The organism is Legionella steigerwaltii (assembly GCF_001468065.1).
GTDB lineage: Bacteria > Pseudomonadota > Gammaproteobacteria > Legionellales > Legionellaceae > Legionella > Legionella steigerwaltii.
Genome location: NZ_LNYZ01000014.1, coordinates 71,987 through 94,830 on the forward strand (window position 1 = coordinate 71,987; position 22,844 = coordinate 94,830).

Sequence of the window (22,844 nt, forward strand, 5' to 3'; positions counted from 1 at the left end):
CACCTAACATAAAAAATACAATGGTGAATCATGACCAATATCCCAAAGGGGGAGCTAACTATCCAAACTTTGGCAATGCCAGCAAGTACTAACGCTAATGGCGATATATTTGGTGGATGGATTGTGTCACAAATGGATTTGGCCGCAGGAATATTGGCGAAAAGATTGGCATTAGGACGTGTGGCTACGGTGGCTATTCATTCAATGAACTTTTTAAAACCAGTTCATGTGGGTGATCTTGTGAGCTGTTATGTCACTTTGGTAAAACAAGGCAACACGTCCATGACATTTAGTGTTGAAGTATGGGCACATCCTGCAACTCAGGATGGGGCCTATCAAGTCACTGAAGGCATTTTTGTTTTTGTTGCCATAGATGAAGAAGGTAGATCAAGACAGGTGCCTAAAAAAATATGACTCATAATTCGTCAGATCTGCACCACCTACTCACGGAAATGGCTACCCTCATTGAACAAAATGCGGAACCGGATCCTCAGTTATATACTTTATTTTTTCAAGAACCCGAACTTGCTTTTAAATTAATTGATATCATCAATAACTTGGAAGAAAAGCTGGATGAAGGTCTTTCAGTTTATTCTGCATGTGTTTTTGCTTTAGATATTTGTGTTGCACAATTGCAGGGTGCAGCGGAATCAAATAATAAAATTACTGCAAAAGCATTAATTCAATTGATGACTCACTTAGCCGAAATGATCAATTCGCGCAAACATACACTAAGTTTTTGGCTTCCTGTATTAAATTCCTTTTATGAATCGCATGTTGAATTAACTGAAGAGTTAAAAAACGCCTATTTTGATCTTGCTAGTGATGAGGAAGAAACGCTTCCTGAAGGCGAACCCATATCACATTTAGAAGCTATCCGTGATTTGATTCATGAGTTATCCGATCTTAATGTTTTTGAAATTGCGGAAAATTTTTTCGCGCAGAGTTATGCTATGCCAGCGGATTTTTTTATCGATCTTATGGTTGATTTGTATAATATTGAAGAGGGGGCCGATATTGCCTTACTCATTTTATTGCATCCTAAGGCTGAAGTTCGCGACATTGCAATTAACACATTGGGTCAAATTATAAATTTTGTTACCCTATCTTCTATATCGCTTTCACGGTTGCAGACAATTAAGTATTGGTATCCAGAGCGTTATCATGCACTTTTTAATTCCTGGATAAAAACACAACGCAAAAAAGGGGTTGTATTTGCGCCCGAACCCGAAATGGCTCAAGTGACTATTAGAGCTACTGAAGTGGATGGTACGGGCTCACAAGGCATTTTTCTGCATGTACGTAAACGTAGAAAGAATAGGCTGTGCGGTTTGTTATTAAAGTATGATTTAGGAATTAAAGATGCATGGATAACGCCTACTCTATCCGCAAAAGATGTAAAAGATTATTACAATAAGGCTTTTGATGAGAATGTAACTCTTCGTGACGTCGATTTATCTTATTTCACCATGATGGTGGAGCATTTCTTAGCAGTCTCAATAGAAAAGGACGAGATTCCTAATGTTCAATTTTTAGAGATTCAAGAATTGTTGGGAATTCGTTTACGACCAGTGACACTGGATTTAGATTATCTCTTTGAACAAATGAGTGTCCAAATCACGCCATTTACCCCGGAAGTGATTTCTGAATCCCTACGCCGCTCAAAATCATGGCTTAAAAGTAAATCGTTTACTGAATCCTGGTACTTGGAAAATCCTTTAGTTGATAAGATTGTCAATCACAACAGCAGTTTTGTTGATGGAATTAGAGTGTGTCGTATGGAAGATGCCATAGATGCAGTATTTTCTGAAGAAATGGAAGTACATCGTGATAGATGGCAATTTCACTTTTTGTGGATTGCTTTATGGATGAAAGCTAAAGAAAAACGAAATGAGAAAATATGGCGCGATAGTTTTCTGATTGCTTATACCATTTATAAAGGGACACCTTTGAAAGAGATTCCTGTGATGCAAGAGATTTGCCGACAAACGGTGATTAATAGTGTGGAAACCATGCAGGATAGACGAACACACTTGAGTCAGGAATAAAGGATTCATGTTTATGGAAATTATGAATTAAGGAGTAGTTCATGACCAAACATTTAACATCCCGATGGCATCTTCTTTTTTTGGCCACGATTGTTATTGGGATTGTTTCTGGTTTTGGTGGGATGTTTTTAGCTATATTATTGCATTTTATTCAACACCTTGCTTACGAGCACACTGTATTTCCTATTCTTGGAAATAAAAGTTTTTTATATGTTGTTAGTGATTCAACGGCACCCAGAAGAGTCGTCGCACTTCTGCTCTGTGGTTTTATTGCTGGATTTGGCTGGTGGGCGGTCTTTCGTTATGGTAGGCCCTTAGTCAGTATTGCCAATGCAATTAAATCTCCAAGGCCATATATGCCAGTCAAGACGACTTTAGCGCATGTATTTCTGCAAATTATTACTGTTGCTTTAGGGTCGCCAATGGGTCGTGAAGTTGCTCCTAGAGAATTTGGTGCAACCTTTGCGTGTTGGCTTACGAATAAACTGAAATTACATCCTAAAGAAAGTCAGATATTAGTGGCTAGTGCTGCTGGGGCAGGATTAGCAGCGGTCTATAATGTTCCTTTTGGTGGCGCGTTATTTACTCTAGAAGTATTACTTGGAAGTTTTCGATGGTTTGCGGTAATCCCAGCTATTACTACTTCTGCTATTGCTGTGGTTATCTCTTGGATGGGGCTTGGAAATCAATCCATGTACCATATACCTATGTTAATTTTGGATTCTTCAGTAGTGATTTGGGCGATTATCGCAGGACCTATTTTTGGTTTTGCCGCCTATTGGTTTAAAGAAATTACCAACAGAGCACAACATAGAGCACCTCGTGACTGGAGGATTATCGTATTTTGCCTGTTCAATTTTCTCATCATTGGCTTATTATCTATTTATTTTCCAGCAATATTGGGAAATGGTCGTTCGGCAGCACAGTTGGGATTTGATGGAAATATATTAGGCTTAAGTATTGCAGCAGTCTTATTCATACTGAGGGTGTTAATTGTATGCAGCAGCGTTCAAGCCGGTGCTTCGGGCGGATTATTAACCCCTTCTCTTGCAAACGGCGCTTTATTGGCTGTTGTTCTCGGTACCCTTTGGAGTTATGTATGGCCGGGAATCTCGATATCTGCTTTTGCTGTTATTGGGGGAACAGCTTTTCTTGCTGCTGCTCAAAAAATGCCACTTACGGCAATTGTATTGATTATTGAATTTACTGGAATCAACTTTAGCTTTTTTATTCCTATTCTTTTTGCAGTAGCGGGTGCAATTAGTATGTTTAATTATTGTGTTAGTAGGCGTTTGGTCGTAGTTGTAACTTAAGATATAGAATGTGATTACCTATTGGACTATGTCAATTTAATTATTTTTCGTTTTTGCAACACGGATCTTTATACTATATCTTAGGGCTACTTTATGATAAATTTACGACCCATATCATTTTTAAATTTATATACTAGGATTATTCGACTAAATGAAAAAAGCTCAAAAATTAATCATTTAGGTCGAATTTTTAGGAGAATGGTTTGGAGAAAAGTGCAAGTTCTTTGGCACAAAAAGAGCATTACGAAAAGATACACGATTTATATGAACAGCATTATTATGATGCAACGTCTATTGCGTTCAGGGAGCAATTTATCTATAAGCCCTTATTGAATAGCATTGATTTGAATAACAAGCGAGTCGCGGATTTGGCTTGTGGAAGTGGTTATAATTCACTTTATCTAAAAAATAAATTTCCAGGGATTATTATTCATGGTTATGATATCTCTGCGAAGGCGTGCGCAGCCTATCGACAAATTGTAGGAAGTGAGGCGTATGAATTGGACCTTACTGTCCCTGCGACACTGAATCAACAATATGACTATGCCATAGTGGTTGGTGGTATTCATCATTGCATTGCCTCTTTAGAGAATACTTTTTTGAATATTTCGCAAATGCTAAAACCAGGTGGTAGTTTATTAATGTGCGAGGCAAGCAGTAGTTTTATGTTAGAGTCAGTACGGAAACTATGGTACAAAAAAAGTAAATATTTTGATGCTGACTCTGAGGAAGCACTAAGACATGATCTGTTGCACCAAAGTTTTGGAGCAGACTTTGAGGTTAAATTTTTAAAATATATGGGTGGTCCTGCATATTTTCTAATTCTGAATAGTTTAATTTTAAATTTGCCACTATCGTTTAAAAAATTTATTTCTAAGCCATTATTCTTTTCTGAAAAGATTTATAATCTCTTGCCAGGGAATTTTTTCTTCCCCTATTTTTTAGCTGAGTGGGTAAGAAAATGATTCTTCAAGCAACGTTTGTGAATTATTCTTATATAGTATTGACGATTTTGTGTACAGTTTATGCGCAGTTGGTTATTCGATGGCAAATGAAGTCAGCAGGTGCTTTACCACCGGGATTTTTATCCAAGATCATGTTTGTTTTTTTACAGTTTCTTAATCCATGGATTGTAAGTGTTGTCTTCGCATCCACATTAGCAATAATCTCTTGGATGGCAGCAATGACTAAATTTGAAATTAGTTATGCGTATCCATTTTTGAGCTTATCTTTTATTTTTGTATTAATTTTTAGCTCGTTCATTTTAGGTGAATCATTAAATATATATAAAATTGCAGGCACTATTTTAGTGACTCTGGGTGTTATGGTTACTTTCAAAGGATAGCCAATTCGATTTTTTATTACGTTTGATGCAGTTTTTTAAAAGCTTTCAGGATAAAGAATGACCGATATCAAGTCGAACAATGGATATGAATGGGAAAAACTTTTGACCATAATTATCCCAGCATACAATGAGGAAGGGGGGATCAAAGCGACACTTGAGAGCTTACGAGCGAATCTTCCTCATGTAAATATTATTGTGGTAGATGATCATAGTACTGACGCTACATTACACCAAGCGCTCCAAGCCCCGAATGTTCGAGTGGTGACACACTCCTATAATATTGGTTATGGTGGAGCGCTTAAAACAGGCATGGCTTTGGCAGATACAGAATATGTTGCCTGGTTTGATGCGGATGGAGAGCATCGAATAGAGGACTTAATCGGCATGGCTAATAAAATTCACTCTGAGGACTTACTCGCAGTTATTGGCCAAAGACCCTCTGGTACCTCCAGTCGTATAAGAACACTGGGTAAATTTCTCATTCGAATGATAGTCAGAACGATGAAAGTCAACGCTGGTCACGATTTAAATTGTGGTTTACGTGTCTTTAGAAGAGAAGTTATTTGCCGTTATCTTTTTGTTTTGCCTGATGGATACAGTGCGAGTTTAACTAGCCTTATGATCTTCTTGGAAAGAGAATATCCAATGGCTTTTTATCCGGTTAAGGTCAATTCGCGAATTGGTACGAGCAAAGTTAAATTGCGCGATGGATTTAATACAATGGCTCTTGTTATAAGAATAACCACATTATTTGCTCCTCTTAAAATTTTCTTACGATCTGGAGTAATCATTTTTTCCCTGGGGGTGCTCTATAGCTTATATAAAGCGTTACAACTTGGAGTAGGTTTCCCAGTTGCAGGCGCAATATCAATCTTAGGGGGGGTCTTGTTAATGGCTGTAGGTTTGTTAGCGGATCAAATCAGCCAGCTCAGATTGATTCAACTTTCTTCAATAACTAATATGCCTTTTAGGCCTATAAAATCGGATATACAAACAAATGGATAATGCAATTAAATCATTCAACTCACTAGCCTTACCGCCTGATTGGGTTTATAAAAATCAAAAAACTTTTTTACAATCAGTCTACGATCTTATTGGTGCACCATTAAGAATGATTCTTTTACCCGATGGAGTTTCAGAAAAATTACATTTGACTTCGTTACGCGGCGAACGTTTTAGAAAAGTGTTACCTGAATTACAAGGTCGAGTTTTGGATATCGGTGCTGGAGATAACCTACTTATTCATTTATATCGAAATTATGCAAGTTTATTAAATAGCTCTCCAGAAGACGCATATCAAAGTATTGGTGTTGATGTGGTTGATTGGAATAGTGACTGTACAATTATTCAAAACTCAGCACATCTTCCATTCGAAGATAATAGCTTTGACACGGTTAGTTATATCGCCTGTTTAAATCATATCCCAGAGCGATTTGAATCGCTTCTGGAGATCCGCAGATTATTACGGCCTAATGGCAAAGTTATTGTGACCATGATAGGAAAAGTTATAGGCAAAATTGGGCATGCTCTATGGTGGTATAGTGAGGACAAGCATCGTGACGTGGACGAACATGAAGAAATGGGTATGGATGAATCAGAGATCATGGATTTGTTCACCAAAGCGGGTTATAGCTTAAAGAAACGTGAAAAGTTTGTATATGGTTTAAATTCCATGTATATATTTGTACCTAAATAGTGGGACTTAATATGTTTACTTCCCAGTTTTTTAATCGCCTAAATAGCCATTGGCTTGTGTTTACTTTATTCTTTATTTTCGCATCTCTATGGCTAATGAATACTTGGGGACCGGCACCAATTATTTTAACAAATGGAGACGCCGGAAACGTCTCCTCAATTGTTGCTAGTAACATGAATCCAGAGCGGTTTGTACAGGATCCTTTATTTTCTGATGCACAAAATTTTAAATTTTATTGGACAATTTCTGTTCCATTAACCCAATTTATAACCTATTTTACGCATGATATTGGCCAGGCTTATTTGCTTCTTATTTGGCCGATTATATTTGTGCAGTTAATCGGTTTTTACTTGCTTGGGTTATATTTATTTTCTAATAAGGGGTGGGCTTTTTTACTAGCCATACTCTCGCTAAGTCCAGTATTTGTTTTTCCGGGAGAGCTATGGGGACAACTTGATGTACCCCTAACTCGAAGCTATTACGGTGTTTTATTCCCTTTTATTTTATTTCTATCACTCAAAAAAAATAACAAAATCTGGCTCCCATTTGTAGTGATGGGATTATGTGGCCTGAGTGTTTATGTTCATCCAGTCAGTGCTCCCTCTGTCTCGTTTGCATGTCTAACTGCTTTATTCATGTGTAAGCCTACAGAGCGTAGTTGGCTAAAACAATTATCAGTAATTTTTGCTGCAGGTGTGATGTTCTTAGTTGTTGCCGCCCCATTTATTATTAGTTTCTTTAGTGGGTTTCCTTCTTCAGAGAATATTCATAATAACAGCAGTTCTGCAATTGCAGCGCATTATATGACTGAAGCAGCGGGACCTCAATACTACAATGTATTAAGTATTCTCAATTCATTATATTCATTGTTGTTCCAAGGGAAGTGGTCTTGGTTTTGGCTCATAGGGTTAATTGGATTGCTCATAGTCCCAACCTTCTCGAAAAAACCTTATTATGAGCGTAAATTTTTTATTTTTTTTATTGTAGGTTTGTTAATTTCTTCTGTGGGAATTGCTTGGTTGGATCAAAGCATTGCGAGAATGTACGGAAGATATCCTGCAGAAATTGACTTAGTACGTAATAGCAGATATCTAATTCCATTATTACTAATAGGGGGCGTAAGATTTTTTGCCAGCATCAATATTAAAATTCTTAGCAAATATCGTCCCGCTTTTTGGTTCCTTATTCTCATATTTGTTTATCGATGGTTTATTGATTTCCCAACTACATTTACTACTTTCTTAGTAAATCAAGTGCAACATAAGCAGACTGAAAATCTGGTGAATAATAGTTCAAATAAAAAGATGCTGAATTACATTAAATCACTACCTACAGGTTCCAAAATCATGGCCTTTTCTCTAGATAGTGATAGTAATGGCTTAATTGAAGATATAATGCTTGCAATCCGATACTCCAGTTTTCAACCGATAGCTCATCTTAGAAAAGATCTCAATTTCTTAAGTTATAGTGGACGTGGTTTACAAATTTTGGAATGGCAAAAAGAAGCGGAGCAACTTGCATTAATTAAGAAAGAGGATGATCAATCTAAGCTCAAACTATTAAAAGAGTTTATGCAAGCACATAAAGTGAATTTGCTTTTGGTTTATGAGCCTGATGTGTCTGCTGAATTAAGAAGTCTTTTCAATTCTCAATTTGAGCTACTTTATAAACAAATAAATTTTTCCTTGTATGCGTATAATCCCAATGATTCAAAAATCAAATCGGCTCATCAGGATAACTTATGATGTGTAAATAGAGTTTGGCTGTAATCATTGCTTTAGGTATAAAACAAAATGTGTGGTATTGCGGGCATTATAAATTTTGACCGATCCTTAATTTCAAAGAGTATGCTGAAAGCGATGACTGACAGCATTGCTCATCGTGGACCAGATGGTGAAGGATTTTGGTTCACGGAGGGAGTTGGTTTAGGGCACCGACGATTGGCAATAAGAGATTTAAGTGATGCGGGTCATCAACCGATGCAAGATGCACTTAATCAGATTTCTATAACCTATAATGGTGAAATTTATAATTATGATGAGATACGAAGCGATTTAGAAAAAGAAACGAATTATCTTTTTAAATCAAGCTGTGATGCAGAATTATTACCTATAGGTTGGCTAACCTGGGGGGAAAAATTATTTGATCGTATCGAAGGAATGTTTGCTATAGGTATATGGGATCATCGCACTGAAACATTAATTCTTGTTCGTGATGGTATAGGTATTAAACCTCTTTTTTATGCCCAAAATAACGCTTCATTATTTTTTTGTAGTGAAATTAAAGGGATACTTGCAACAAAACAATTTCCTATGGATATAGATGAGGGTGAATTTCATACATACTTGGCATCGGGTTATACAAATCCAGAGCACTCTTTAATAAAAAACATAAAACAACTTGAGCCGGGAACAATATTAAAAGTTTCATTTGATGGTTTGCACTCTTGCCGCAATTATTGGCAGCCGGTAAGAAAAGCAGATCAATCAATTCAATTAGATGATGCTGTTGATGAGCTTGAGATATTATTGTCACAAGTTATTAATCAAATGTTGGTTGCTGATGTTCCAATTGGCTTGTTACAGAGTAGCGGAATTGATAGCTCCCTGATTGCACTTCTTACCCAAAGTGAGGTTATAAGTTACACTGCTCAGTTTAATGAAGCCTCACATGATGAAAGTATTTTGGCTCAAAAAATAGCTAATTTTACTAAGCATCCATGGCGTGCAGTTTCTGTAGATCAAGCGAGTCACATGATAAATGATTTTTATCTTGTATCACATCATGTTGATGGGCAATTAGCTGATTCCAGTTGTTTCGCACATTTTGCATTATCAAGAGAAGCAAGCAATCATGTTACAGTTGCTATTGCAGGAGACGGCGCAGATGAAATATTTGCAGGATACTCCACATACAAAGCAAGTAGGATTGCTCATTATACGAGGCCTATTATACCGAAATTTGTAGCAAAGCATCTTGGTGATTGGCTGTTTAAAAAATATGGGCATGATGAGCGTCGCATACCTTGGCACGAAATGCTCATGCGCTTTCTCTGGGGCGTTTCAATATCTGAAGTACCCCATTCGCAATGGCGTCGGCTGGCTTATCCTTTTTTATTAAGTAAGTTATATAGTCCAACCATGTATGATTTTTTAAATGAAAATCCCCTGGCTAATTATGAAAAAGTTGTAGTTGATGCTCCTGGAGCCATTTTTGATAAATGCTTACTGGCGGATCAACGAATCTATTTACCTGGTGACATGTTAACAAAAGTTGATCGGATGAGTATGGCTCATGGCTTAGAAATTCGAGTTCCCTTTCTTGATCGTAGAATTATCAACTTTGCAAGTAAGTTGCCTGAACATTTATTAAGCCCATTATTTGGCAAATCAAAACTCACCTTACGGAAAATTTTATCCAAGCATTCTTTATTGAACGAGGTAGTAAAAGGGAAAAAGAAAGGATTTAACATACCTTTGGCGAGTTTACTTCGCAACCAATTGAATCCAGTAGGTGAGGAAATAATTATGAAAAATGCGGATATCTTTGCGCCATTTATTAATCCAGATAAATTAAGAGAAGTATGGCGTGAACATAATGATAGAGAGTTTAACCATGCTTATTCACTTTGGGCTTTACTTATTTTTGGTTCCTGGAGAATGAAGCATATTTAGATAATAACCCCAGAAGCATGTCTTATAAGAGCAACTCTCTCATTAAAAGTTTGGCTATTGCTGTAAGCTGATTATAAATTAATCCAAGATAATCTTCTTTTAGATAAAATTATTCACTTTTTTTACGTAAAACAAGTTCCTTATAAAATGAGTCATAGTGGTCCACACAGGCCTCAAGAGAGAATTCTGAATGAGCACGTTGGCTTGCAGCTAATGAAAATTGCTTTCTTAGTGAGTCATTTGATGCTAAATAAAGCAAAGCGTCAGCCATTTTTGATGGATCATTTGGTGGTACAACAATTCCTGAAACGCCATCGATCACCGCCTCGCCATTCCCTCCTACGTTAGTGACAACCATTGGTAATCCTGCTGCCATACACTCAATTACTGCATTAGAAAATCCTTCTTCCAAAGAAGATAAAATACCTATATCGGATGATTTAAGCAGAGCAGGCACATCGGATCGCGCTCCAAGCCATTTAACCGAGTCAGCAATGCTACATTCTTCTGCATATTTTTTTAACTCCGAACCTATGCCATCATCACGTCCAATAACTAGAAGATACCATGGGGTCGGTAAGCAAGCAGCGATCAGAGATAACGCCTCAAGCAGAACACGATGACCCTTGTAAGGGATGAGGTTTGCTACAATAGCAAATACTAAGGCTGAATCGGGTATTTCCAGTTTATTCCGCACGCTCTGTCTGTCTTCTATGTCAGAAAATCTGGAAAAATTCACACCATTATAGATTAACCTTAATTTGGAATTGGGTACTCCTTCTTCTTTAAGCTGAGAAATAACCGCACGTGAATTTCCAAGAATAGCATTCATATGACGGTGTAATCTTTTTTCGATCTTTGAAAGGACTGGGTATTTTGTCTGATAACTGTTTAAACTGCGGCGACTCATCACCTTAAATTTTTTAAATGTTAAAATGGAGCAAATTCCTCCAATCAAATAGGCTGTGGGGAGGAAAAAATGCACGACTTTAAAACGCCGGTAAGATAAAAAAACAAGAAGTGACCCAAAAGAAAAAGACATACGGAACAGTCGATAAATGTAAGAAGCCCCCTGTTTATGCTTAAATAAAGGCGAGTTGACTTTAATTCCCATTTTTTGTAGTTCTTGGGCCAACGCACCCGGTCGACCAATGCAAAACACTTCGACATTCCAATTTTTTTGTTTTAATTTAGGTAGAAGTTGAAAAAGATGCATTTCTGCACCACCAACATCTAAAGACCCAATCACGTATAGTATTTTATTCATTTATCCTCTAACTTTGCTAATAAATATAATGCCCTATCAAGAGCAACCTATTTTTGAAAAATTGGAATAAGCAGGGCGGAACATTTTTTCGAGTTGATTTAACGCAAAAACAAAGAAAGTCAGCAGGAGTGCCATCTTAATCTGACTTATCCAATATGAAGGTTCGTCACGTAAAATGGAATAGCTTATATAGAGTGATACAAAAGTAAGTATGGAGCCTTTGGTAATCCAATTAAAAAACATAGAAAACCACATAAAAATCAATCCTATTCCATAAGTCCCCAAAACAAATAATTGAAAATTGTAGGCAGCACCCTGGCCATTGGGTATCTGTAAAACCTCTCCTAAAGAATTGAGCATCTTTCCCGCATTCGGAGACAAAGAGGAGGTGAAAGGAAGTAAATTTGCAAAAACATGGAGTGAATTAGTTATCTTGCCTAAATCAAGCGACAAAACTAAATTGGTTAAAATAGCCATTTGTTCGGGGCTTGGCTGGAATGTGTAAGTTCTGGAAATATAATCAAGATATTCACTTAATTCAAAGCCCTCTTTAAATAAAGCAGCATGTACATACCATTTTAAATAATTTGAAACTTCTCCAATAAATGTAAGTAATAGAGCCACCAAAATAGGAGAAGCTATTTTATTTGATCTGGATAAGATGAGATAAGAAAAGATTAAAAAGGCTAAATGTCTGTATCCACTAATAACAGAGACACACACTGTGGCTAATGCTACGACGGCAATAAAAAATTTGAGGGCTTTAGACTTAAATGGAGAAAAAAACAGTCCTCCAAGAAGAATCGTATCATAGGGGAAATGGTAAAAAAATAAATCCATAGAGCGGCCTGAACTGGCGATGATAAATTTATCTTTTGGCAAAAAAATCAAATCATAACTTTTTATCAGTACATAGACTTGAGCCAAACAAGCCATTAGTAGTAAAACCTGACATCCAATCCCATTTCTGTTTAAAACAACAAGGTGGTCCCGGTTTAAGGAAGAATTTTCCTTAACAACAAATAAAGACAACAATAAAGCAAGATCAGTAATAATATAAATGCTGAGCACAAGTGCTGATGGAGTGTAGGTTACGGGAATACCAAAGAAATCAAAGCTAAAAGGAACCAAGACGACTACGGAGTAAAAACAATACAGCATCACGCTGATTTTACACCAATAGGGTTTTCTCATTGAAATAAAACTGTTAATTAAAAGTAATGTAAAGTGCATCATCCATGTAAACACAGTAAGAAGTTCCACTTTGTTCCTCACAAAAAAAATTAGATATCCTTTAGTAATAACAAAAAAATCAGGGCTGGCGGCTAATAAAGTAACTTCGTAACCCTATTTTTAAATGCCTTTCTTCTGCTAAAAACATCAATGAGAAAAAAATCAAATTGATGCCATAAACAACTGAGTATGAGTACATTACACCGGTCATGCCAAACGCTGGAATGAGTAAGTAATTGGCAGCTACTTTACTTAACAGACCCAAAACTCCCGAAATAAAAATAAGGAAGTACTTTCTTGAGCTTGCAAAATAACTCACTAAAACAAGACTGGATGCATAAAGCGGTAATTGCAACAACCCTCTTTGGAATAAATAAGCGACTACTGATGTATTGTTCGAATTAAAAGCACCTCGTTCAAATAAAATAGATACTATTTTATGCGCTGCAATCCACGAAAAAAACACAATGGCGATGCTGCCGCCAAAAATAATAAAGACCCAACGAAGAGCTAAAGATCTTACTGAGCGATTTGATCCCGCAAATTCAGACGAAAATACAGGTAAAGTAGCTCGACTAATAGAGAGGGCTGCAAGACTTAAAATCAAAGCCAATACTCTATTTGCATAACCCAGGGAAGCAATAGACCCTGAGCCGAGATTGGCAGCAAAAAATTGATCGATGATCGGGCCCAGAGCGATTAGAGCCTGGCCAAGAGTAATAATGCCAATTCCTTTGCCGAGCTCACCCCAAAATTTACATTTAAAAGTAAAGCGTGGAAAAGGAAGCTCCCCTGAGCGGTGTAAGGAAATTGAAAGCACGAGTAAATGAACTATATAGCCTATCACTGTTCCCCAAACCAGTGGTTCTAACTGTAAGTTCGAAAAACACACAATAGCCAGGCACAATATAAAAGCTGGAATGGCTTCATATAAAGTGTTTTGATGACGTCCTACCGCCAATAACCAGACGGAAAATAAGCTTATAACGGCTCCTAATGGTGCTAAAAAAATGAGCGTATTTGCCATCGTTTTTGCGATTTCTTTTGTATGCTCTGAAAATCCTAGTTCTTGTGTATTGAAAATAACCCAAAAAATGAGATAGCAAGATACCATGAAGAGAAATGCGATGACTAATGTAAACCCAAATAATTCGCTATAAAAAAATGGAATTTCTTCAGGTGTGTTAGCGCGCATGCGAGCTAAAAGAGGAACTAATACTACAGTTAAAACACTAAGCCAAATTGATAAGGGCCAACTGAGAAGAGAAAAGAGAAACAAATAAGCATCTACAATTTCATCCGTACCATAATGCCAGGCCATGGACATTTCTTTTGCTGCACCGATGATTTTACCGAGAAGAATAAAAAGAATGATCCAAAACAATCCGCTTGCTATACGCCGCCATTCCAAACTAATGCACGCTAATTTTTCTTTAATATCGAACTCTCTAAAAATAAAAGAAATCAATCTGTTTCCCACCAAAAAAAAATTTCCCTATAGCTAAGACACCTGCTTTGAATCGTTTCACTATTTAGAATCAGATTATATTCTTGGACGTCTTAAATGGGTTTGAGAGAAAACTTCTTGTTAACATCCCCTCATCAATTTATAGCAAAATATGGGTACCACTTTTATTGTGGCGTATATATCCATAACATGTTGGCACATTATCATAAATCCTGGTTTAGGGAAACTCTAATTTTTGAGCGCTAAATGGGCTAGAGGATTATTTTTTAAAGCTCGAATATTAAATTTTTTTTGAATATACTATCGCAAACAACATCAATTAGTTATTTGACTCTAGATAAGAATCGCTTTCGTAGCAAATTATCAGCAGCCAAGTAGCGTTTTAAAAAGGGATAAGCAATTATGGCAGGAATGCAAAAAGAGAGCTCACACGATACTCATGGTGTCGATCTCTTCGTCTTGCTTGGTATGATTTATCGAGAAAAATGGAGCATTCTGTCTTGTGCTTTACTGACCCTATTAGCTGGATTAACCTATATTTATCTCAGTGTTCCTGTTTATGAAGTTAAAGCCTATATCTCAGCTCCAAATGAAGGGGATGTGGCTGCATTTAACAAAGGAATTCTAGCGAACCAATCTTTGATTGAACCCCTGAACACGAATTCAGTGTATCAAGTTTTTGGCAATCAATTGCTGTCTATTTCACTGAAAAAATATTTCTTTGAACATTATTATCTGTCATTTTTACAAAAAAAACCCAAAAATACCATTGCCAAAGCGCATGTCTATAATGATTTTTCCAACAAACTGTCAATCAATGTAATTAAGAACACTAACCCAGTGCACTATGAAGTTGTAATCAAAGGAACTGAGCCAAAATTGATGGCAGTTTGGTTGAAACAATATATTAGTTTAGTCAACAACCGCACGGTGCATTCCCTAATTAAGAGTATTGACAAACAGCGTGCCATCGCCATTTATAAACTAGAGCATGAGATTGATTTAATAAAAAATATCGCCCAAAAGAAGAAATTAGATCATATGGCTCAATTACATGAAGCCATCAATATTGCGCAAAATGCAAATATAAACATCCCAGTGGTAAACCAATATCATACGGTAGATGAAACCAATATGGCGTATATGCTTGGGGCTCCAGTTCTTCGCGCGAAAATTAAAAATTTATCTGAGAGAGATTCTAATGACCCATTTACTCCTGGTCTACGTAAATTGCAAGGCCAGCTTGATTTTTATAAATCATTTGTTATAGAGCCAAAAGAAGTAAAAGTATTCCATTTGGATGGAACAATAGAAACACCAATTATCCCTGTTGCACCGAAAAAGAGATTGATTCTTACAATATCTCTATTGTTAGGTATACTAGCAGGGGGAGCGTTAGGAATTACCCGAATTTTTTGGCGAAATGTCCATGCGCTAAAAAATTCCTAGTGACAGAAGATCACACCTCGTGTACCTTTTGTTAATTAAGAAGAATTAAAAATAGGTTTTTATTTAATCTCAGTACTCTGTTTGGAGGTGATGTTTAGTGAAAGTTTTAGTTACTGGAGTAGCTGGATTTATTGGCTTTCATGTGGCACAAAAATTGTGCGAACGAGGTGATGAGGTTGTTGGTATCGATAATCTCAATGATTATTACGATGTAAATCTGAAAAAGGCACGTTTACAACAACTGGCTGATTTTGCACATTTCAAGTTCATTCATCTCGAATTGGCTGATCGTGAATCTATGGCACAATTGTTTGCATCGCATAATTTTCAGCGAGTTATTCATCTTGGTGCCCAGGCTGGAGTTCGTTATTCCATTGAAAACCCCTATGTCTATATTGACAGTAACCTGGTAGGTTTTCTCAATATTTTGGAAGGATGCAGACATCAGCGTATAGAGCACCTTTGTTATGCTTCTTCCAGCTCCGTTTATGGTGCTAATGAATCCCTGCCTTTTTCAGTTCACGATAATGTAGACCATCCTTTGAGTCTTTATGCAGCAACCAAGAAGGCCAATGAGCTTATGGCTCATAGTTACAGTCATTTATATCGACTTCCAACTACAGGACTACGCTTTTTTACAGTGTACGGGCCTTGGGGAAGACCCGATATGGCACTTTTCAAATTTACCAAAAATCTTCTGAACGATGAGCCTATTGATGTATTTAATTTTGGAAACCACCGACGAGATTTTACTTATATTGATGATATAGTAGAGGGCATAATAAGAGTACATGATCATCCGGCTACACCAAATAAAGAGTGGTCAGGTAAGTCTCCCGAACCGGGTACAAGTTCTGCTCCATGGCGCGTTTACAATATTGGCAATCAAAGTCCTGTTCTTTTGTCACGTTATATCGAAGTATTAGAACAGTGTCTCGGAAAGAAGGCAAAAATGAATTTGTTACCCCTGCAAGATGGTGATGTACCAGATACTTTTGCTGATGTAGAAGCGCTTAAGAATGATGTGGGATATGCCCCAAGCACTCCCGTAGAGGTAGGGATAAAACGTTTTGTGGAATGGTATCTGGAATATTATGCTGTAAAATCTGATAGAGCCTTAGAGCAGGCAAATTTGTGATATATATATATGATTTGAGTTGAATTTGATTACAATATAAAAAAATAAAATAGGGACTGGATGGATGATCGCTGTTGAAGAAAGAAAGCTTGCTGTAGTTGGTTTGGGTTACGTTGGATTGCCTTTAGCAGTTGAATTTGGCAAAGTACGTTCGGTGATGGGGTTTGATATTAATGAAAATCGCGTTAACGAACTTAAAAACGGCCATGATTCGACTCTAGAAATCAGTGATTTAGAGTTGCGGGAAGCCAAATATTTGTATTTAACATCAATCCAGGAAGAAATTGCCTTTTGTGACATTTATATCATTACAGTTCCTACGCCGATTGATCAGTACAAACAACCAGATTTTCTGCCTCTTATCAAAGCCAGTGAAATGATCGGACGTATGCTGGAGCCTGGCAATATAGTAATCTATGAGTCTACTGTTTATCCGGGGGCTATAGAGGAAGTATGCGTACCCGTACTTGAGCGTGTATCCGGAATGAAATTTAATGTGGATTTCTATGCAGGTTACAGCCCAGAGCGTGTCAATCCAGGTGATAAGCTTCATCGAGTAACGACGATTACAAAAATCACTTCAGGATCAACTCCTGAAGTCGCAGATATTGTCGATGCTTTGTATCAAGAAATTATTGTTGCAGGCACTCATAAGGTCGAGAGCATCAGAGTCGCGGAAGCGGCAAAGGTAATTGAAAATACACAACGTGATTTAAATATCGCATTGATTAATGAATTGGCTATTATTTTCAATAAGTTGGATATAGATACTGAAGCGGTACTGAAAGCTGCTGAAACGAAGTGGAATTTCTTGCCTTTTCGCCCTGGTTTAGTTGGTGGGCATTGCATTGGTGTCGATCCTTATTATTTGACGCATAAAGCACAAGCTATTGGTTATCATCCAGAAATTATTCTCGCAGGGCGTCGTCTTAATGATGCAATGGGATCTTATGTGGTTTCCCAGCTTGTGAAATCGATGATTAAACAACGTATTCATGTTGAAGGAGCAAGAGTATTAGTGATGGGATTAACTTTTAAGGAAAATTGTCCTGATATACGCAATACTCGTGTCATTGATGTTGTAAGTGGATTAAAAGAATATAATGTATCTGTGGATGTATATGATCCCTGGGCTACTGAAGCAGATGTTGAACATGAATATGGACTTTCATTAATTGGTCAACCCAATAGAGGCGAATATGACGGCATAATTCTCGCAGTTGCCCATCAACAATTTAAGGATATGGGTATTGAGATGATTCGCTCTTTTGGTAAAGGACAACATGTTTTATATGATTTAAAGCATTTGTTTTCAGCTGAGGCGAGTGATTTACGATTGTAATGACATGAATTTTTTATCGATTATTAAATTGATCAAGAAATATAAGCCCGAAATGTATGAACGTGGATGTTCACGAACAATTTTTTACGAAAGAGCCCGTGAACGTTTTGATCCGCTTTATAAGGAGTTATCTCACTAAATGTGTGGATTTGCTGGTGTTTTATCCCGAGCTGACTGGTCTAGTATATCCGAAAAGCTGTTAGCATCAATGTGTGATTCGATTGCACATCGAGGCCCTAATGATCGTGGTATTTGGTATGATGCAGGAGCAGGAATTGGATTCGCGCATACTCGTCTTTCTGTAGTCGATTTATCCCCGGCGGGACACCAACCTATGATCTCGGCAAGTGGTCGATATGTTATTGCCTTCAATGGAGAAATATACAATCACTTAAAACTAAGAGAGCACCTAAAAATCGAGACTTGGCGAGGTCATTCAGATACGGAAACATTGCTTGCTGGATTTGAGACTTGGGGAATTGAAGAAACCATTAAACGCACTATTGGGATGTTTGCCTTTGCTCTTTGGGACAAGCTGTTGAATACGCTCACTTTAGTTAGAGATAGAGCAGGAGAAAAACCTCTCTACTATGGATGGAATGATAATGTTTTTCTCTTTGGTTCCGAGTTAAAGGCTTTGAAAATTCATCCGCATTTTAAAAAAGACCTGGATCATGGGGCCTTGGCACTTTTTCTACGCCACAATTATATTCCTGCGCCACACTCAATTTATAAGAATGTGAATAAATTGCTTCCTGGAACGTTTCTTCAACTGTCACTCGAAAACCCTCAACCTATAATAAAAAGTTATTGGACACTCGCGGGTATTAGCACTGCAGAATCATTTAAGGGGGACGAACTTGAAGCAGTGGATGAATTGGAACGGCTTACAAAAGATGCCATTGCCCAACAAATGGTTGCCGATGTGCCCCTTGGCGCTTTTCTTTCTGGAGGAATTGATTCTTCTACAATAGTTGCATTGATGCAAGCGCAATCGACACGTCCCGTACGAACTTTTTCAATCGGTTTTCATGAAAAGCAATACAATGAGGCCGCTTATGCTAAAGCCGTTGCGGAGCATTTGGGAACGCAACATACTGAATTGTATGTTTCCACTGAGGATGCACTAGCGGTAATTCCCAGACTCCCCGTTTTATATGATGAACCTTTTTCTGATTCATCACAAATTCCCACTTTTCTTGTTTCGGAATTAGCAAAGCAAGAAGTGACGGTTGCATTGAGTGGTGATGCCGGGGATGAATTATTTTGTGGATATAATCGTTATAAGATGACCGCTCAATTTTGGGGAAAAATTAATAAGATACCACTTCCTGTAAGAAAAGCGGCTGCAAAATTAATTAAAAACTTTTCTCCAATGACGTGGGATAGGTTTGCTTCGGTCCTTCCTTTATTTGGGCGTTATCCTCAGACGGGATTAAAGCTTCATAAGGGGGCGCATGTGCTAACGAGTGTCAATGCTCAAGAAGCCTATCGCACTCTTATTTCCCATCATGAAGCGCCATACTCCTTGCTCACTGCTGAGGGAGTTGAACCGAGTTCGTTTATGGATGAAAATCTTGCTCATTTCACCGGATTAGGGGAGATTAGCAAGATGATGGCAATGGATTTTATTTCCTACCTGCCCGATGATATTTTAGTGAAAGTAGATAGAGCAGCTATGGGCGTTTCTCTTGAAACCAGAGTACCATTTCTTGACCACCGATTGATTGAATTTGCCTGGAGTCTTCCTTTATCTATGAAGTTAAAAGACGGGCAAACTAAATGGCCGCTTCGCCAGATATTATATCGTTATGTACCAAGAGAGTTAATAGAGCGGCCTAAAATGGGTTTTGGAATCCCCTTATCTGATTGGTTGCGAGGACCTTTGCAAAATTGGGCGGAGACTTTGCTTGATGAAGAGCGATTACGTCAAGGAGGTATTTTCAATTCGCAACCTATACGTGACATGTGGAAGCAGCATTTAAGTGGTAAGGGAAATTTTTCTTCTTTATTGTGGAATATTTTGATGTTTCAGGCGTGGTGGGATGTACAATAATAAAACATCATAACACTTTGGTCAAAGAATGGAGAGCATTTTGCAAATTACGGGAAGTACTCTCTAAACGCTGTTGCTATAGCAACAAGTACAATGTTAAAATTCAAGCGCTCATAAGAGCTTGTGGTAATTTAATTTTAAATATAATTTGTTTTCAAGATCATACCGAACTAATTAATGGAAAGCGTATTGGTATTTTATGAATAATAATACTCATAAAATTGCTATGAATGTGGAAGGTATCTTAGTAGGGAGTGACTTATAATGCCAAAATTTTCCAATAAAAGTCATCCTCCAAAATTCCTGTTAATCTCCAGTTTTACTGATTCAATTATTAAATTTCGTGGAGCCTTAATTCAGCAATTGAATCTTGATGGAGTTGAAGTTCATGTCTGTTCTCCAAATATTAAAGTCCCATCAAAAACACGAGACACCTTATTGTCGATGGGGGTGAACCTTCATGATGTATCTTTGCAACGAACAGGAAAAAATCCTTTTGTGGATTTAAGATATTTTATTTCTTTAATTAAAGTGATTCGTAAAATTAAACCTGATTATGTTTTAAGTTATACGATAAAACCGGTTATATATGGTACATTAGCTTCTAAACTTTTAAAGGTCCCAAATATAACCAATCTGATTACAGGTTTAGGTTATCTTTTTATAGGCGATAAAAATCATTGGTTTCATCGTCCTGTCATGTCATTGTATCAGGCCGCGCTCAGATCCTCGCGTTTGGTCATATTTCAAAACAAAGATGATCGAGAATTATTGATTGAAAAAAAATTGTTATGCCCTACTGTTAAAACGACGGTAGTGAATGGTTCTGGAGTAGAGCTTGAGAGGTATACCAAAGCTCCTCTGCCAAAGGGTATTCATTTTTTATTGATTGCGCGTCTATTGGTAAATAAAGGAATTCGAGAGTACATTGGTGCGGCTCGATTGGTCAAGAAAAAGTATCCTGATGCTACATTTACCATGGCAGGCTGGATTGATGAAGGACCGGATACTATTTCCCAAAAAGAGCTTGATGCATGGATTGACGAAGGGGTAGTAAACTATTTGGGATTTCTCGAAGATGTCCGCGATGCAATTAAACGCTGCAATGTTTATGTTCTCCCCTCGTACAGAGAGGGTATGCCTAGAACTATTTTAGAAGCCATGGCTATGGGACGTGCTATTATAACAACGGATGCTCCTGGTTGTTGTGAAACTGTAGAAGAAAATGTGAATGGATTTAAAGTTCCGGTAAAGAGCGTAGATATTTTAGCAGGAGCTATGTTCAAATTAATTGAAAATCCTTCTTTAATTCAGCAATTTGGAGAACAATCGAGATATTTATCCGAAAAAAAATATGATGCTGATGTGATAAGTAAAAAGATGCTTGAAGAGATAGGAGTATGATTTTTTTGCAATGGGTAACCATCCCGATCCAAATATAGATAAACTAACACATACGGCCATCAATACGTCCTTGAATGCGTATTTAAAAAACTTGGAATAAGCTTTGGTTTTTTATATCATACATAAGCTCGTTGTTTTTGAAGTAGCATTGATTGATTTTTTCTTTGATTCTTGGATAATTAATGACTAAGAAATTGCAACATATTCGTGTGGCACGTGTGTCAACAGTGCTTCTTTTTATGACAACTCATTTGCGGTCACAACTCGCATCCATCAGTGATGCGGGTGCAGAAGTTACTGTTATTTCCAGCAAAGATGGGTTATCTGAAGCGATGAACTCCATTAAAGACTGCAAGTTCAAAACAATATATATCCCCAGAGAAATCAGCCTAATTAAAGATACAATCGCCTTAATACGCTTAACAAAATTATTTTTTACTGAGCGTTTTGATATCATTCATTCTACGACGCCTAAAGCCGGATTCCTCTGTGCATTAGCTGCCAAATTCGCAGGCATCCCCATTAGACTGCACACTTATACCGGTCAAACCTGGGTTAGCTTAAAGGGGCCCAAAAAAGCAATAGTCAAATTTTGCGATAAATTGATTAATCGATTTAATACTCATTGTTATGCAGACAGTGCGAGCCAACGTGAATTTTTAATTCAACAGAAGGTAGTTCGTCCTTATAAACTCTCAGTTTTAGGGAGTGGCTCTGTGGCAGGTGTAGATATTAATCGTTTTTCGCAAGAAAATTTTTCAGAAGCGGCAAAGCAGCAAATTCGTGAGTCACTGAATATTGATAAGACAAGCTTTGTACTTCTTTTTGTTGGAAGGATCAATCGAGATAAGGGTTTTTTTGAGCTGATTGAGGCAGTTGGTCGTTTAACTACAAAAACTAAAATTACCCTAATTATTGCCGGGTGCTTTGAACAAAAAATTGAAGAAGAAGCACGTCGCCATGTCCAAAAGCATTGCCCAGAGAAAGTAGTTTTTACCGGATTTTATTCCAACCCAGAAAATCTCATGGCTATTTCTGAAATTTTATGTCTTCCAAGCTATCGAGAAGGTTTTGGCACAGTCGTTATAGAAGCTGCTGCAATGGGTGTTCCAACTGTAGCAACGTCCATTTATGGATTGACTGATGCGATAATAGATGAGGTTACCGGTTTATTGGTAGAACCTAAGAATGTGGCTCAATTAGCAACAGCCCTTGATCGACTGATTGCTGATGCTCCCTTAAGAAAAAAACTCGGTGAGAGTGCTAAGAGTAGAGCGATTAAGGAGTTCGATAGTCGCCATTGCGATAATTTACTGGTTGATGAGTACCAAAAATTAATTAATGAATCAAAATTATAAAAGTCATAGATTTCTATTTTGCGCTTTGTTTATTCTATAACACAATCAACTAC

General features: G+C 37.3%; 18 protein-coding genes. 15 read left to right on the plus strand and 3 right to left on the minus strand.

Annotation, left to right across the window (positions count from 1 at the left end; all coding sequences use genetic code 11):
* The first annotated feature begins 30 nt into the window (after nucleotides 1-30).
* The 9 genes from Lstg_RS11125 to asnB (Lstg_RS11170) all read left to right on the plus strand — a co-directional run bounded on the left by Lstg_RS11125 (nucleotide 31) and on the right by asnB (Lstg_RS11170) (nucleotide 10,076).
* Nucleotides 31-414: an acyl-CoA thioesterase gene (locus Lstg_RS11125; RefSeq protein ID WP_058477755.1), complete on the plus strand. Its 384-nt coding sequence runs from the start codon at nucleotides 31-33 to the stop codon at nucleotides 412-414.
* Nucleotides 411-2,048, plus strand: a complete 1,638-nt coding sequence (locus Lstg_RS11130) for a hypothetical protein (RefSeq protein ID WP_058477756.1) — start codon at nucleotides 411-413, stop codon at nucleotides 2,046-2,048. The genes Lstg_RS11125 and Lstg_RS11130 overlap by 4 nt, the downstream gene beginning before the upstream one ends.
* Before the next feature lie 41 nt (nucleotides 2,049-2,089).
* Nucleotides 2,090-3,361 (plus strand): chloride channel protein, encoded by a 1,272-nt coding sequence (locus Lstg_RS11135; protein ID WP_058477757.1) that lies wholly within the window; start codon nucleotides 2,090-2,092, stop codon nucleotides 3,359-3,361.
* Nucleotides 3,362-3,564: 203 nt separating this feature from the next.
* Nucleotides 3,565-4,326 carry a class I SAM-dependent methyltransferase gene (locus Lstg_RS11140; protein ID WP_058477758.1) on the plus strand — a complete coding sequence of 254 codons (762 nt, stop codon included), beginning with the start codon at nucleotides 3,565-3,567 and terminating at the stop codon, nucleotides 4,324-4,326.
* A complete protein-coding gene (locus tag Lstg_RS11145) occupies nucleotides 4,323-4,706 on the plus strand; it encodes an EamA family transporter (protein WP_202972787.1) in 384 nt (127 codons plus the stop codon). The genes Lstg_RS11140 and Lstg_RS11145 overlap by 4 nt, the downstream gene beginning before the upstream one ends.
* 57 nt (nucleotides 4,707-4,763) lie before the next feature.
* Complete coding sequence (locus tag Lstg_RS11150) at nucleotides 4,764-5,711, plus strand: glycosyltransferase family 2 protein (RefSeq protein WP_058477759.1); 948 nt, start codon at nucleotides 4,764-4,766, stop codon at nucleotides 5,709-5,711.
* A complete protein-coding gene (locus Lstg_RS11155; protein ID WP_058477760.1) occupies nucleotides 5,704-6,402 on the plus strand; it encodes a class I SAM-dependent methyltransferase in 699 nt (232 codons plus the stop codon). Before Lstg_RS11150 ends, Lstg_RS11155 begins: the two co-directional genes overlap by 8 nt.
* Before the next feature lie 11 nt (nucleotides 6,403-6,413).
* Nucleotides 6,414-8,147 carry a hypothetical protein gene (locus tag Lstg_RS11165; RefSeq protein WP_133129195.1) on the plus strand — a complete coding sequence of 578 codons (1,734 nt, stop codon included), beginning with the start codon at nucleotides 6,414-6,416 and terminating at the stop codon, nucleotides 8,145-8,147.
* Nucleotides 8,148-8,195: 48 nt separating this feature from the next.
* Nucleotides 8,196-10,076, plus strand: coding sequence for an asparagine synthase (glutamine-hydrolyzing) (asnB, locus tag Lstg_RS11170; protein WP_058477763.1), 1,881 nt, complete (start codon nucleotides 8,196-8,198; stop codon nucleotides 10,074-10,076).
* Nucleotides 10,077-10,185: 109 nt separating this feature from the next.
* Here the strand turns inward: asnB (Lstg_RS11170) and Lstg_RS11175 are convergent, their stop codons facing one another.
* Genes Lstg_RS11175 through Lstg_RS11185 form a run of 3 tightly spaced genes read right to left on the minus strand, consistent with a single transcriptional unit; the run spans nucleotide 10,186 to nucleotide 14,044 of the window.
* On the minus strand, nucleotides 10,186-11,343 hold the full coding sequence (locus Lstg_RS11175) for a glycosyltransferase (protein ID WP_058477764.1): 1,158 nt from the start codon (nucleotides 11,341-11,343) through the stop codon (nucleotides 10,186-10,188).
* A gap of 36 nt (nucleotides 11,344-11,379) precedes the next feature.
* Nucleotides 11,380-12,606, minus strand: a complete 1,227-nt coding sequence (locus Lstg_RS11180; RefSeq protein ID WP_133129194.1) for a hypothetical protein — start codon at nucleotides 12,604-12,606, stop codon at nucleotides 11,380-11,382.
* A 49-nt stretch (nucleotides 12,607-12,655) separates the two neighbouring features.
* Nucleotides 12,656-14,044, minus strand: coding sequence for a lipid II flippase MurJ (locus Lstg_RS11185; RefSeq protein WP_133129193.1), 1,389 nt, complete (start codon nucleotides 14,042-14,044; stop codon nucleotides 12,656-12,658).
* A 402-nt stretch (nucleotides 14,045-14,446) separates the two neighbouring features.
* On the opposite strand from Lstg_RS11185, the gene Lstg_RS11190 reads away from it, so the two are divergent.
* From Lstg_RS11190 to Lstg_RS11215, 6 genes are all read left to right on the plus strand, one after another.
* A complete protein-coding gene (locus tag Lstg_RS11190; protein WP_058477767.1) occupies nucleotides 14,447-15,493 on the plus strand; it encodes a Wzz/FepE/Etk N-terminal domain-containing protein in 1,047 nt (348 codons plus the stop codon).
* A gap of 97 nt (nucleotides 15,494-15,590) precedes the next feature.
* Nucleotides 15,591-16,631, plus strand: coding sequence for an NAD-dependent epimerase (locus tag Lstg_RS11195; RefSeq protein ID WP_058477768.1), 1,041 nt, complete (start codon nucleotides 15,591-15,593; stop codon nucleotides 16,629-16,631).
* A gap of 64 nt (nucleotides 16,632-16,695) precedes the next feature.
* On the plus strand, nucleotides 16,696-17,973 hold the full coding sequence (tviB, locus tag Lstg_RS11200; RefSeq protein ID WP_082650840.1) for a Vi polysaccharide biosynthesis UDP-N-acetylglucosamine C-6 dehydrogenase TviB: 1,278 nt from the start codon (nucleotides 16,696-16,698) through the stop codon (nucleotides 17,971-17,973).
* Between the two features lie 139 nt (nucleotides 17,974-18,112).
* Nucleotides 18,113-20,029 (plus strand): asparagine synthase (glutamine-hydrolyzing), encoded by a 1,917-nt coding sequence (gene asnB / locus Lstg_RS11205; RefSeq protein WP_058477769.1) that lies wholly within the window; start codon nucleotides 18,113-18,115, stop codon nucleotides 20,027-20,029.
* A gap of 264 nt (nucleotides 20,030-20,293) precedes the next feature.
* A complete protein-coding gene (locus tag Lstg_RS11210) occupies nucleotides 20,294-21,433 on the plus strand; it encodes a glycosyltransferase family 4 protein (RefSeq protein WP_058477770.1) in 1,140 nt (379 codons plus the stop codon).
* Nucleotides 21,434-21,615: 182 nt separating this feature from the next.
* Nucleotides 21,616-22,791: a glycosyltransferase gene (locus Lstg_RS11215; RefSeq protein ID WP_058477771.1), complete on the plus strand. Its 1,176-nt coding sequence runs from the start codon at nucleotides 21,616-21,618 to the stop codon at nucleotides 22,789-22,791.
* Nucleotides 22,792-22,844: the final 53 nt, after the last annotated feature.